We start from the raw sequence: 14,325 nt of genomic DNA, 5'->3' as shown, positions 1-14,325 counted from the left end.
GTGACGGCGACGGCAGATGTGAGCGGTTGCACAACGTTGTCATCACCGGCGGACCGCTGCCTGCCCCAGGCCGGCGCGCAGCTCAGGAGGCGGTGCCGCCCAGCCAGCGCTCGATCGGTCCGATGATGGCCGGGTCGTCCGGCTTCACCTTGGAGGGGAAGGCGGTCACGCTCTTGCCGTCCGGCGCGATCAGGTATTTATGGAAGTTCCACTGCGGCTCGGTGCCGGTGGCCTCGATCAGCCGGCGATAGAACGGGTTGGCGGCGGTGCCCTTGACGCTAGTGGCTTCGGCCATCGGAAAGCGCACCAGGTAGGTCAACCGGCAGAAATCGCCGATCTCCTTGTTGGTGGCCAGCTCCTGCTTGAAGTCGTTGGACGGAAACCCGATCACCAGCAGCCCTTGCTTGCCATAGCGCTGGTAAAGCGATTCCAGTGTTTCGAATTGGGGGGTGTAGCCGCATTTGCTCGCGGTGTTGACCACCAGGATGGGCTTGCCGGCGTGCCGGCACAGGTCGATCGTCTCGCCCTGCAGCGTCTTGACGCGACTGTCCAGCAGCGGTGGGCAGGCGGCATATGCGGCATTGACGAGCAAGGCGCCCAACAGGGGCAGTGACAGGCGGAGCAGGGGGCGCATGGGCTGATCCTCGCGGCAACGTGAAAGTGCGTTGAGGATAGCAGCCTGTGCCGCGGCCCGCCCCCGCCTGCAGCGCGTCCGATCCCAAGAAAAAGCCCTCCGTCAGGAGGGCTGGTACAGCGTCATGCCAAGGGGCGGAAGCCCCCTGGCACGAGGTCGGTTTACTGGCAGGTACCGAGATCCTGCCAGACGCCCCATTGACCGGTCTGGGACGGGTTGTCGCCCTGGGTCCACCACTTGTTCTGGTAGTTGCGGCCGTTGTAGCTCACCTTGGTGTTGGAGGCGGCATAGACGGTGGCGGCGGCCCAGGCCGGTGCGCAGCCGGTGCCCGGGGTCGGAGTGGGCGTCGGCGTGGCCGGCGTCGGGGTCACCGGGGTCGGCGTCGGGGTCACCGGCGACGGGGTCGGGGTGACCGGGGTGGGCGTCGGCGTGGCCGGCGTCGGGGTGGCGGTGCCGGTGCAGACGCCGACATCCTTCCACAGGGTGTTGCTGGAGGCCGGGTTCCAGTTGGCACCCACGTGGGCGACGTGCGTCACCAGTGCCTGGTAGTTGCGGCCGTTGTAGGTCACCAGCGTGCCCGCGTTGTAGGTCTTGCCTTCAGCCCAGGCGGCATGGCAGGTGCCCGGGGCCGGCGTCGGGGTGACCGGGGTCGGCGTGGGCGTCACCGGCGTCGGGGTCGGCGTCACCGGGGTGGGGGTCGGGGTGACCGGGTTGGGTGTGGGCGTCACCGGGGTCGGTGTGGGCGTGACCGGAGTCGGGGTCGGCGCGACGACACCGGCGATGTCTACGCGGAAGGTGTAGTTGCCACCGTCACGCGAGTACACGCGGTTGTCCTGGGTGCTCTTGGCCGGCGAGACGCTGCCGTTGGTGGAGAGCACGCCGATGCTGACGTAGCGCGACGCCGCGTTCACGTTCTGGGCAAGGTAGTACGGCCACAGATTGGCCAGGAACATCTGGTCGCCGTTGGCCGGATTGTAGGTCATCACCACGGTGAAGGTTTCCAGGTCGGCGCCGTTGGCGTCGAACAGCCGGAAGGTGACCTTGGTCTCGTCCTTCAGGTCCTGCGAGGAACGGATCTGGCCCAGCTCTTTGTAGTTGGAGACGATGGGCGAGAAGCTCACATCCGAGCACGAGTAGAACGCTTCGGGGCTGTCCGAGCGCTGCCAAGTGTTGAAGATGATGTGCTTGCCGGACTTGTTCTTGGGCAGCGGGCAGGTCAGATGGTAGCGCTTGTTGGCATCGCCCGGGACGTTGCCCAGCGTGCAGAACTGCTCCAGGTCGGCCCAACGCAGCGGGCGGCTCTGATCCCAGCCATCCTTGGTCACGTAGAACACCCAGTTCCGGGTGGAGTGCTGTGCGGGCGCGTAGTAGATGAATTCGAAATTGCCGTTGGAATTGGGGGCGATCGGCGTGGTCACCCAGTCCTGCCGCGGCAGATCGAGGCCGGCATAGTTGGACTTGCCGCCGGCGCACAGCTGACCGTCCGGCACGAAAGCCTGGTGGTTGCCATTGGGGTTCTGGTTGACGCCGGACCAGTCGTACAGCATCTGCGGGCCGGAAACGGCGACTGCGGCCTGGCAAGCGGCCGACTTGGGCGCTTCGGGGCCTTCGTTGAAACAGTTGAGCACGCGGCTTACCGGCACTTCCATCGAGCCGTGCCCGAAGACGCTGGCCGGCAGGGCGAGCGCGACGGTCAGGGCGAGCTTCAGCGGCTTCACCGCAAAGGATCTCGTCGACTTCATGTTGTCTCCTCATTCTGGTGGGGTGCGCGCTGCCCCCTCTTGGGTGTGGGGTTTGGTCTGCGGCGCGGCACGGAGATTGCGTATCCCACAAATACAGGGTCGCAAGCGCCGTTAGCTTACTGCGTCAGCGCAACTGGATTCAAGGCGCGTGGACGATGAGACCAGTTGCGTCCGGATGGTCCGCTTCAAGCAGCACCAGGGAATCGATTTCGATATTCGAGTTTGCTTATTTGACGGCTGGCATATTGCTGCTGACCAGTGGAGTGCCAAGGTCACTTGATATAAGACCACTGCGCGGTGTCGCGATGCACCGGGGTCGGCGCGTGACGGTGCCGGCGCTGCGGCATCCGCTACGACAGGTGGGACGATCGTGCCGGATGGCGGCAGCAAAAAGGCCAGCCGCGTCGTCGGGGCTGGCCTTGCCGGAACGAGGGTCGCCTACTTCTTGCGCTGTGGCGGCAGGTCGGTACAGACCCCCTTGGCCACCTCGGCGGCCATGCCGATCGATTCGCCCATCGTCGGGTGCGGGTGGATGGTCTTGCCGATATCGACGGCGTCCGCCCCCATCTCGATGCCGAGGCAGATCTCGCCGATCATGTCGCCCGCATGCGGGCCGACGATGGCGCCGCCGAGGATCTGACCGCTCTCGGCGTCAAAGATCAGCTTGGTGAAGCCTTCGGTGCGGCCGTTGGCGATGGCGCGGCCGGACGCGGCCCAGGGGAACACGCCCTTGGTGATGGCGCGCCCGTCCTTCCTGGCCTGGTCTTCGGTCAGGCCGACCCACGCCACTTCCGGATCGGTGTAGGCGACGCCCGGAATCACGCGCGCGTCGAACCAGGCCTTGTGGCCGGCGGCGTTCTCGGCCGCCACGTGGGCCTCGTGCACCGCCTTGTGCGCCAGCATCGGCTGGCCGACGAGGTCGCCGATGGCGAAGATGTGCGGCACGTTGGTACGCATCTGCTTGTCGACTTCGATGAAGCCGCGCTCGGTCACCTTCACGCCGGCGTTCTCGGCGCCGATCTGCCTGCCATTGGGCACGCGGCCGGTGGCGTGCAGTACCAGGTCGTAGCGTTGCGGCTCCTTGGGTGCCTTCTCGCCGTCGAATGTCACCCACACGCCGTCGGCCTTGGGTTCGATCGCAGTGGTCCTGGTGTTGAGCATGATGTTGTCGAAACGGTGCTTGTTCCAGTCCTGCCAGACCTTGACCAAGTCCCGGTCGGCGCCCTGCATCAGCCCGTCGGACAGCTCGACCACATCGAGGCGCGCGCCCAGGGTCGAATATACCGTGCCCATTTCCAGGCCGATGATGCCGCCGCCGATGATCAGCATGCGCTGCGGCACACTCTTCAGTGCCAGCGCGCCGGTCGAATCGACGATGCGCGGGTCGTTGGGGATGAAGGGCAACTTGAACACCGAGGAGCCGACGGCGATGATGGCCTGCTTGAAGCGGATCACCTTCTTCTCACCGGTCGCCGCGCGGCCCTCGCCCGAGGTGGTCTCCACCTGCAGATGGTAGGGATCGAGGAAGGTGCCCACGCCGCGCACGTGTTCCACCTTGCGTGCCTTGGCCATGCCGGCAAGGCCGCCGGTGAGCTTGCCGATCACCTTTTCCTTGAAGCCGCGCAGTGCGTCGATATCGACCTCGGGTTTGCCGAACTTGATGCCGTTGGCTGCAAGGTGGGCCACCTCGTCGATGACGAAGGCGTTGTGCAGCAACGCCTTGGACGGGATGCAGCCCACATTGAGGCAGACGCCGCCCAGCGTGGCGTAGCGTTCGACCAGCACGGTCTTCAAGCCCAGGTCCGCCGAGCGGAACGCGGCTGAATAACCCCCCGGGCCGGCGCCCAGCACCAGCATCTCGGTTTCAATGTCGACCGGCCCCTGGTAGCTGCCGGCAGGTTGCGCCGCAGCCGGCGCCGGGCCGGCCGACTGGGGGGCGGGTTGAGGTGCCGGCGCCGGTCCGGGGGCCGGTGCGGCGGCCGCGGTCGCTTCGAGCAGCGCGATCACGCTGCCTTCGGACACCTTGTCGCCCACCTTGACCTTCACTTCCTTGATCACGCCGGCCGAGATGGCCGGCACTTCCATGGTGGCCTTGTCGGTTTCCAGCGTGATCAGGCTCTGCTCCGCGGCCACGCTGTCGCCGGCGGTGACAAAGACTTCGATCACGTCCACGTTGCCGTGATCGCCGATGTCGGGCACTTTCAATTCGATGATGTTGCTCATGGGATTCCCTATGGGAAGGGGGAAGAGGGAAGGGGGAAGGGCATGCGGCCCGGCCCCGCTTTTTTTACTCTCCCCTGCGGCGTTACAGATCAGAGAACCGGGGAAAGGTCGCCATTGCACTTCTCCCTTCCCCCTTCTCTCTTCCCTTCATTCAAAGTACCAGCCGACGTATATCCGACAGCAGCCTGCCCAGGTGCACGGTGAACCTGGCAGCGGCCGCGCCGTCGATCACGCGGTGGTCGAACGACAGCGACAGCGGGCACATCAGCCGCGGCGCGAATTCCTGGCCGTTCCACACCGGCTTGATCTGGCTCTTGCACACACCAAGGATGGCCACTTCCGGGGCGTTGATGATGGGCGTGAAGCTGGTACCGCCGATGCCGCCGAGCGAGCTGATGGTGAAGGTCGCACCCTGCATGTCGGTAGGCTTGAGCTTGCCTTCGCGGGCGAGGGCGGAAAGGTCGGTCAGCTCCTTGGCGATCTGCTTCAACCCCTTCTGGTCGACGTCCTTGATCACCGGTACCACCAGGCCGTTTGGCGTGTCGGCGGCGAAGCCGATGTGGTAGTACCGCTTGAGGATCAGGTTGTCGCCGTCCAGCGATGAATTGAATTCGGGGAAGGCCTTGAGCGCCTCGGCGGCGGCCTTGATGATGAAGGCCAGTGGCGACAGCTTGAGGCCGCTCTTTTCCCACTCCTTGCCGATTTCCTTGCGGAAGTCCTCCAGCGCGGTGATGTCGCACTCATCGTTGAAGGTGACGTGCGGGATCACCACCCAGTTGCGATGCAGGTTGGCCCCGGAGATCTTCTTGATCTTGGAGAGCGGCCTGGCTTCGATCGGGCCGAACTTGGCGAAGTCGACCTTGGGCCACGGCAGCAGGTCAAGCCCGGCACCCCCGCCCGTGCCCACGGCCGGTGCGGCGGCCGATCCGCTCATCACCGCCTTCACGTACTGCTGCACGTCCTCGTGCAGGATGCGGTCCTTGGGGCCGGTGCCCTTGACCTTGCCCAGGTCCACCCCCAGCTCGCGCGCGAAACGGCGCACCGAGGGCGAGGCATGGGCCTTGCTGAAGCCGGTCTCGTCGAACGCATCCGTCTTGGGCAGGGCGACGGTGCGTCCGGCCGGCGAGGCGGTCACCGACGGGGCGGCCGCAGCGGGCGCGGCCGGTGCCGGCGCGCCCTGCGCGGGCGTCGCAGCCGGTGCGGTGCCGGCTTTGACGGTCAGGATCAGGCCGCCTTCGGAGACCTTGTCGCCGACCTTGATCGCCACGTGTTCGACCACGCCGGCAGCGGTGGACGGCACTTCCATGGTGGCCTTGTCGGTCTCCAGCGTGATCAGCGATTGTTCCTTCTCGATCGCGTCGCCCGGCTTGACCAGCACTTCGATCACATCGACGTTGGCATGCCCGCCGATATCCGGTACGTGCACTTCGATCGTCTGCGCCGCCGCGGCAGGGGCCGGCTGGGCGGCGGCAGGGGCGGGGGCCGCCGCGGTGGCCGGTGTGGCCGGCGCGGGTGTCGCTGCCGCGGCACCGGCCATTTCAAGCAGCAGGATCACATTGCCTTCGGAGATCTTGTCGCCGACCTTGACCTTGACATCCTTGACCACGCCGGCATGGGTGGACGGCACTTCCATCGTGGCCTTGTCGGTTTCCAGCGTGATCAGGCTTTGCTCGACCTCGATGCGATCGCCTGGGCTGACCATCACTTCGATGATGTCCACGTTCTCGTGGCCGCCAATGTCTGGCACTTTCAGTTCAATCAGGTTGCTCATCTATGTTCCTCCGTGAAACGTGATGCCGCTTCGCGGCGGTGAAACGCGGAACGGTGGGACCATCCCGCTTTTCACGTTTCACATTTCACGTGATTTAAACAGTCCACGGGGCGGGGCGTGCCGCATCGATGCCGTACTTGGCGATCGCATCGGCGACGACCTTGCGCTCGATCCGGCCTTCGTCGGCCAGCGCCTTGAGCGCGGCGAGCGCGACATAGTGGCGGTCGACCTCGAAGAAGCGGCGCAGCGCCTGCCGGCTGTCCGAGCGGCCGAAGCCGTCGGTGCCGAGCACCACGTAGCGGCCCGGCACGTATTCGCGGATCTGGTCGGCATAGGTGCGCTTGTAGTCGGTGGCGGCGATGACAGGGCCTTGCCGGCCCTGCAGGCAGCGCGTCACGTAGGGCACCTGCGGCTCAGCGGCCGGGTGCAGCAGGTTCTGGCGCGTAACCGCGATGCCATCGCGGCGCAATTCATTCAGGCTGGTGGTGGACCAGATGTCCGCCTCGACCCCGAAATCGGCCTTGAGCAGGTCGGCGGCGGCGATCACTTCGCGCAGGATGGTGCCGCAGCCCATCAACTGGACCTTGAGCTTGGCCTCCTTGGCGCCTTCACGGAACAGATACATCCCCTTGATGATGCCCTCCTCGGCGCCCTCGGGCATGGCCGGGTGGGTGTAGTTCTCGTTCATCACCGTCAGGTAGTAGTAGATGTTCTCCTGGTCCTGGTACATGCGCTTGAGGCCGCTTTGCACGATGACCGCGAGCTCATAGGCGAAAGTGGGATCGTACGACACACAGTTGGGGATGAATTCGGCAAACAGGTGGCCGTGCCCATCCTGGTGCTGCAGCCCTTCGCCATTGAGCGTGGTGCGTCCGGCAGTGCCGCCGACGAGGAAGCCGCGCGCGCGCAGGTCACCCGCCGCCCAGGCCAGGTCGCCGATGCGCTGGAAGCCGAACATCGAGTAGTAGATGTAGATCGGGATCATGGTCACGCCATGATTGGCATAGGAGGTGGCGGCCGCGATCCAGTCGGACATCGCGCCGGCCTCGTTGATCCCTTCCTGCAGGATCTGGCCGTCCTTGGACTCCTTGTAGAACATCAGCTGGTCCTTGTCCTCGGGCGCGTACAGCTGCCCCACGTGGGACCAGATGCCAAGCTGGCGGAACATGCCTTCCATGCCGAAGGTGCGCGATTCGTCCGGCACGATGGGGACGATGCGTCGGCCGATGTGCTTGTCCTTGACCAGGGTGCCCATCAGGCGCACGAAGGCCATGGTGGTCGACATCTCGCGCTCGCCCGTCGATTCGAGCTGCGCCTTGAAGGCATCCAGCGCCGGCACCTGCAGTGGCTCGTCGACCGGCTGGCGCGACGGCAGATAGCCGCCAAGCGCCTTGCGGCGTTCGTGCATGTACTGCATCTCGGGCGTGTCGGCCGGCGGCAGGTAGAACTTGCAGGCCTTGGCGTCCTCGTCCGACAGCGGGATCTTGAAGCGGTCGCGCAGGTGCAGCATGTCATCGTCGGACAGCTTCTTGGTCTGATGCGCCACATTCTGCGATTCGCCGGCCGGGCCCATGCCGTAACCCTTGACGGTCTTCATCAGGATCAGCGTCGGCGCGCCCTTGTGCTCCACCGCGGCCTTGTAGGCGGCATACACCTTGTGCGGATCGTTGCCGCCGCGGGTCAGGCGCCAGATGTCGTCGTCCGACATGCTGGACACCAGCGCCTTCAGTTCCGGCGTGTTGAAGAAGTGTTCGCGCACATACGCGCCGTCCTTGGACTTGTAGGTCTGGTACTCGCCGTCGACCACTTCCATCATGCGTTGCTGCAGCAGGCCCTTCTTGTCCTTGGCGAGCAAGGCATCCCAGCCCGAGCCCCACACCACCTTGACCACGTTCCAGCCCGAGCCGCGGAAATCGCCCTCCAGCTCCTGGATGATCTTGCTGTTGCCGCGTACCGGGCCATCGAGGCGCTGCAGGTTGCAGTTGATGACGAAGATCAGGTTGTCTAGCTTTTCGCGCCCGGCGAGTGAAATCGCACCGAGCGATTCAGGCTCGTCCATCTCGCCATCACCCATGAAGGCCCAGACCTTGCGATCACCATGCTGCTTGAAGCCGCGATCCTCCAGGTATTTCATGAAGCGGGCCTGGTAGATGGCCATGATGGGCCCCAGGCCCATCGAGACGGTGGGGAACTGCCAGAAATCGGGCATCAGCCACGGATGTGGGTAGCTGGAGAGCCCGCCGCCATCCACTTCGCGGCGGAACTTGTTCAGCTGGTCTTCGTTGATGCGCCCTTCGAGGAAGGCGCGGGCATACATGCCAGGTGCGCTATGTCCCTGGAAGTAGACGAGGTCGCCGCCGTGGTCGGCGGAGGGCGCGTGCCAGAAATGGTTCCAGCCCACGTCGTAGAGCGTGGCAGCCGAAGCGAACGAGGTGATGTGGCCACCGGGTTCGGCAGTGCCCCGGTTGGCTTTCACGACCATGGCAGCGGCATTCCAACGGGTATAGGAGCGGATGCGCTCCTCGTAGGCATGGTTGCCCGGGCTCTTGGCCTCCAGGTGCGGCGGAATGGTATTGATGTAGGCGGTGGTGGCGGTGTACGGAATGTTCACCCCATCCTTGCGTGCATGGTCGATCAGACGTTCGACCAGGAAATGCGCGCGCTCCGCGCCTTCGTGCTCCAATACTCCGTCCAGGGCCTCCAGCCACTCCTGCGTCTCCCGAGGATCGTGGTCGTGAATCTGCTCTGCCATGTTCTCTACCTTGTTTGAGGGTTGATGCCGACCGCCGGCCGGGGGTTGTTCCGGCAGGCAGTGCTTTTCCGCCCGAAAGGGTGTCCGGGCGGCCGTGTGCCACGCAGTGGTGCCTTATCGCGGCACGTTGCGCTTGTAGTAGTTGATGAGTCCGTTGGTCGAGGCGTCGTGGGTCTGGGTCAGACCGGGCGTGGTCAGGTCATGCTCGATGGTACGCGCCAGCTGCTTGCCCAGCTCGACGCCCCATTGGTCGTACGAGTTGACGTTCCACACCGTGCCCTGCACGAAGATCTTGTGTTCGTAGAGCGCGATCAGCGCGCCCAGGCGCCGCGGTGTGAGCCGTTGCATCAGGATGGTATTGGTCGGCCGGTTGCCTTCGAAGATCTTGTGCGGTACCAGTGCATCCTGCGCCGGGCCGGTGATGCCGGCCTTGTCCAGCTCGGCGCGCACCTCGGCTGCCGTCTTGCCGCGCATGAACGCCTCGGTCTGCGCAAAGAAGTTCGCCATCAGGATGGTGCTATGCGGCTCGGGGATCTCCGGATGCTCAATGCTGGCAATGAAGTCGACCGGCACGATCTGGCTGCCCTGGTGCAGCATCTGGTAGTAGGCGTGCTGGCCGTTGATGCCGGCATCGCCCCACACCACCGGACTCGTATGGTAGTCGACCCGCTCGCCGTCCAGATCGATCGACTTGCCGTTGGACTCCATGTCCAGCTGCTGCAGATAGGCCGGAAACCGCTGCAATGCCTGGTTGTAGGGCGAGACCAGATGGGTGGTGGCGTCGAAGAAGTTGATGTACCACACGCCCAAGAGGCCCATGATCACGGGCAGGTTGTGCTCGAACGGCTTGTTCTTGAAGTGCTCGTCCATGGTGTAGGCGCCATGGAGCAGATCCTGGTAGTCGTGTTTGCCAAGATAGATGGCGATCGGCAGGCCGATGGCGGACCACAGCGAGTAGCGGCCGCCGACCCAGTCCCAGAATTCGAACATGTTGGCGGTGTCGATGCCGAACTCCGCCACGGCCTTGGCATTGGTCGAGACGGCGACAAAGTGCTTGGCGATGTGCGTCTCGTTGCCCACGCGGTCGAGGAACCACTTGCGCGCGGTGCGCGCGTTGGTGATGGTCTCCTGCGTGGTGAAGGTCTTGGAGGCGACGATGAACAGCGTCGTCTCCGGATTGAGATGCTTGAGCGTCGAGACGATCTGGTCACCGTCCACGGTCGAGATGAAATGCATCCTGAGCCGCTCGTGGCCGTAGTTCTTGAGCGCATTGCATACCATCAGCGGGCCCAGGTCCGAACCGCCGATGCCGATGTTGACGATGTCGGTGAACGGGCGCCCGGTGTAGCCCACACGCTCGCCCGAACGGATCTGGTCGGAGAACTGGAAGATCTTCTCCTTGACCGCATTGACCTTGGGCATCACGTCGTCGCCATCGACGCGTACCGGATTCTTGTCCAGGTTGCGCAGCGCGGTGTGCAGTACGGCACGGTTCTCGGTGGCATTGATCTTTTCGCCCGAGAACATCTGCTCGATCCGCTCTGCAAGGCCCGACTGACGCGCCAGATCGAACAGCAGCTGCATTGTCTGTTCGGTGACGCGGTTCTTCGAGTAATCGAAGAAGAGGCCACCTGATTCGAACGAGAATTTCTCGAAGCGCTGCGGATCCTGCTGGAACAGGTCGCGCATATGCAGATGAGCGATTTCCCTGTGATGCGCCGCCAGGGCCTGCCAGGCTGGCGAAGTGGTGAGCTTGGACATGGATGCTTCCTTCATCGCAATAAGCGGTAAGGGCGTGCTGCAGCGTCGCCCCGATCAGTTTTCGTGGCCGCGCACCCGTTTTTCCTTCAGGTTGCGCTTCATCTTTTCGAGCTGGTCGATCAATTCCGGGCCGCGCTTGAGGGCCACGCCGACGGCCAGCACGTCGATGATCACCAAGTGCACGATGCGGGTGATCATCGGCGTATAGAGATCCGGGTCTTCCATGGTGTCGGCGTACAGGCAGATCGAGCAGCGCTTGGCGAGCGGGCTCTTGCTGTGCGTGATGCCGATCACGTCGGCGCCGGCGTCGCGCGCGATCTCGACCGAGCGGATCAGATCGAGCGTGCGGCCCGAGTTGGAAACGGCCACCACCGCGTCGCCGGGCTTGAGCATCGACGCGCTCATGCCATGCATGTGCGGATCGGTGTAGGCCACCGTCGGCACGCCCAGGCGGAAGAACTTGTTCTGCGCGTCGATGGCCACCGCGCCGGATTGGCCCTGGCCCCACACTTCGATCTTGTGCGTGTTCGACAGCACCTTGATCGCCCGCTCCAGCGCCTCGGTATCCAGCTCGTTGCGGCAGCGCAGCAGGTGGGAGATGTTGTTGTCGAACAGCTTCTTGGCCAGGTCGTGTGCCGAATCGTCGGCCGAGACCATCGAGTGCACGTAGGGCACACCGGAAACCAGGCTGCGGGTGAGCCGCAGCTTGAAATCCTGCAGCCCCGAACAGTTGAGGCTGCGGCAGAAGCGGATGACGGTCGGCTGGGACACGTCGGCAAGGTCGGCAATCTGCGCAATGGGCGCATTGGCCACCAGGTTAGGCTGGGCCAGCACCAGTTCGGCGACTTTGCGCTCCGATTTGGAGAGCGAGTCGATCACGGTCTTGATGCGTTCGAGCATGGGTAGTCTCACTCAAACGATGGAACGCGCTTTGATAAAACCCGTTCCTGATCGGGGCAGTGCCCTTGTGAAGGCGGGGCCTGTCGGCCCCGTCCTGTTTCGTTCCGGTACTCAATCAGCCCAGAACACATGTTTCTGACCCGCTGCGGCGTCGAGCACACGGCGGATCGGATATTGCTCGGTCACCGCCTTTTGCTCGCCCAGCGCGGTGTGCAGCAGGGCCTTCTTGCCCGTGCCGGTGATATGCACGATCACGGCGCGCGCGCGCGCGATGGTCGGCAGGGTCAGCGTGATGCGGCGGTGCGGCGCCACCGGCGGGGTCACCGCGGCGACCAGTGTCGTCGAGGCGCAGGCGTGTTCCAGTTCGGCGGCGCCCGGGAACAGCGAGGCGGTGTGGCCATCGTCGCCCATGCCCAGGATCAGCACGTCGAACGGTTGCGGCATCGCCGCCAGGCGCGCTTCGATCTCGGCCTCGCCCGCATGCGGCGTCGGCGCTTCGCAGACCGGCGAGACGAAACGGATGGCGCTGGCCGCACCCGTCAACAGATGCTGGCGCACCGTGCGCTCGTTGCTGTCGGCGTGTTCCACCGGCACCCAGCGTTCGTCGACCAGGGTGGCATACACCTTGTCCCACGCAACGTCCTGTTCCGACAACGCCTTGAACATCCCGGCCGGCGTGCGCCCGCCGGAGACGGCGAAGCTTGCCACGCCGCGTTCGGCGATGGCGGCATTCAGCACCGCTGCGATCTTCGCCGCCAGGGCTGCGTCAAGGTCGTCCTTGGACGGAAATTCATGCCACTGCACAGACATTGCTTAACCTCGAATTGATGAAGACAACTGCATGCGCCGGGCGGTGGGCCGGCAGCGCCGTGGCGCGGGCCCCTGCAGGCAGCCCGGCGGCGTCGCCATGATGGGCTGGAGGATGACGCCCACGGTCCGCTGCCAGGCCTGAGGCCCACGCAGCAAGCCGCTCAGCCTTCTTCGTGCCAGCTGAAGCCGTCGCGCGACAGCAGCGCAGACGAGGCGGCCGGCCCCCAGGTACCGGCGGTATAAGGCTTGGGCGCATCGATGCCGTTTTCCCAGGCATCCAGGATCGGCTCCACCCATTTCCATGCGGCGCGCTGTTCGTCGCGGCGCACGAACAGCGACAGGTCACCGCGGATCACGTCCATCAGCAGGCGCTCGTAGGCTTCCGGGCTGCGGCTCTGGAAGAAATCCTTGAAGTCCAGGTCAAGGTGCACCGGGCGTTGCCGGAACTGGTTGCCCGGCTCCTTGGCCATCAGGTAGAGGCGGACCGACTCGTCCGGTTGCAGCTGGATCACCAGCCGGTTGGGCGTGGTGTGGCGGCCGAAGATCGAATGCGGGGCCTCGCGGAAATTGATGACGATCTCCGCCAGGCGTTCCTGCAGCCGCTTGCCGGTGCGCAGATAGAACGGCACGCCGGCCCAGCGCCAGGTCTGGATCTCCGCCTTGAGTGCAACAAAGGTCTCGGTCTTCGAGCCGGCCGGCACGCCCGGCTCCTCCAGATAGCCCGGCACCGGCTTGGCGTTGATCGCGCCGGCGCGGTATTGGCCGCGCACCACGTTGGTGTGCACGGTCTCGGCGGTCAGTGGCTTGAGCGCACGCAGGATCTTGAGCTTCTCATCACGCACCGCATCGGCATCGATGCTTGCCGGCGGCTCCATCGCGACGATGGTGAGCAGCTGCAGCAGGTGGTTCTGGATCATGTCGCGCAGCGCGCCGGCCTTGTCGTAGAAATCGGCCCGGGTTTCCACGCCCACCTGCTCGGTCACGGTGATCTGCACGTCGCGGATCCATTCGCGGCGCCACAGCGGTTCGAGCAGCGTATTGGCAAAGCGCAGCGCGATCAGATTGAGCACCGGCTCCTTGCCCAGGTAATGGTCGATCCGGTAGATCTGCTGTTCTTCGAAATACTGGCCGACCTCGTCGTTGATCTTGTTGGACGACGCCAGATCGTGGCCCAGCGGTTTTTCCAGCACCACGCGGGCGTTGCCCTGGCTGAGCCCGACGGCGGCAAGGCTCTTGGAGATCGGGGCGAACAGGTCCGGCGCGGTGGACAGATAGAACACGCGCACCCGGCCCGGAAAGGTGTTGAGCACGTCGGCAAGCCTGCCGAATTCGTCCGGATTGTTGGCATCCAGCCGCAGGTATTCGATCCGGTCGGCGAACGAATCCCAATCGGCCTCGTTGTAATGCTTGCCCAGATAGCCCTGCGCCAGGCCCCGCGCCTTGTCCAGATACGCCGCGGTGTCGGGCACGCTGCGCCCCAGACAGATGATGCGGCCGGCGGCAGGCAGATTGCCATCCTGGTGCTGGTGATAAAGCGCCGGCAGCAGCTTTCTCATCACCAGGTCGCCTGTGCCGCCGAACAGCACCATGTCGAAAGCGTCGATGGGGGTCATGACTATCCTTCCAGTAACGAGGGCCGGCGCCCCGCCGGGCGGTGCCGGGGCAGCCGATATGTAGTAAGACTATGTAATCTTACTACGTACACAAAAAACGGCGCAAACGGTTTCTCGGC

Annotated in this window: 9 protein-coding genes; all 9 read right to left on the bottom strand. The window is 64.7% G+C overall.

From position 1 onward, the window contains the following. Window positions 1-82: 82 nt before the first annotated feature. The gene (locus N8I74_RS15305; RefSeq protein ID WP_263123974.1) at window positions 83-634 is read right to left on the bottom strand and encodes a glutathione peroxidase; all 552 of its coding nucleotides are present in this window, start codon (window positions 632-634) and stop codon (window positions 83-85) included. Between the two features lie 161 nt (window positions 635-795). Beyond that, entirely contained in the window at window positions 796-2,376 is a 1,581-nt protein-coding gene (locus N8I74_RS19375; RefSeq protein WP_308445862.1) for a lytic polysaccharide monooxygenase, read from the bottom strand. A gap of 438 nt (window positions 2,377-2,814) precedes the next feature. Next, window positions 2,815-4,599, bottom strand: coding sequence for a dihydrolipoyl dehydrogenase (gene lpdA, locus N8I74_RS15290; RefSeq protein ID WP_263123973.1), 1,785 nt, complete (start codon window positions 4,597-4,599; stop codon window positions 2,815-2,817). 151 nt (window positions 4,600-4,750) lie between these two features. After that, window positions 4,751-6,370, bottom strand: a complete 1,620-nt coding sequence (gene aceF / locus N8I74_RS15285; protein WP_263123972.1) for a dihydrolipoyllysine-residue acetyltransferase — start codon at window positions 6,368-6,370, stop codon at window positions 4,751-4,753. A 94-nt stretch (window positions 6,371-6,464) separates the two neighbouring features. Beyond that, entirely contained in the window at window positions 6,465-9,122 is a 2,658-nt protein-coding gene (gene aceE, locus N8I74_RS15280) for a pyruvate dehydrogenase (acetyl-transferring), homodimeric type (RefSeq protein ID WP_263123971.1), read from the bottom strand. 114 nt (window positions 9,123-9,236) lie between these two features. Continuing rightward, a complete protein-coding gene (gene pgi / locus N8I74_RS15275) occupies window positions 9,237-10,883 on the bottom strand; it encodes a glucose-6-phosphate isomerase (protein ID WP_263123970.1) in 1,647 nt (548 codons plus the stop codon). Window positions 10,884-10,937: 54 nt separating this feature from the next. Further along, the gene (hexR, locus tag N8I74_RS15270) at window positions 10,938-11,783 is read right to left on the bottom strand and encodes a transcriptional regulator HexR (protein ID WP_263123969.1); all 846 of its coding nucleotides are present in this window, start codon (window positions 11,781-11,783) and stop codon (window positions 10,938-10,940) included. A gap of 111 nt (window positions 11,784-11,894) precedes the next feature. Beyond that, on the bottom strand, window positions 11,895-12,593 hold the full coding sequence (pgl, locus tag N8I74_RS15265) for a 6-phosphogluconolactonase (RefSeq protein ID WP_263123968.1): 699 nt from the start codon (window positions 12,591-12,593) through the stop codon (window positions 11,895-11,897). Window positions 12,594-12,754: 161 nt separating this feature from the next. Next, entirely contained in the window at window positions 12,755-14,206 is a 1,452-nt protein-coding gene (gene zwf / locus N8I74_RS15260) for a glucose-6-phosphate dehydrogenase (RefSeq protein WP_263123967.1), read from the bottom strand. Between the last annotated feature and the right edge of the window lie 119 nt (window positions 14,207-14,325).

The organism is Chitiniphilus purpureus (assembly GCF_025642115.1).
Taxonomy (GTDB): domain Bacteria; phylum Pseudomonadota; class Gammaproteobacteria; order Burkholderiales; family Chitinibacteraceae; genus Chitiniphilus; species Chitiniphilus purpureus.
This window is presented reverse-complemented; position numbering and strand designations above follow the sequence as displayed.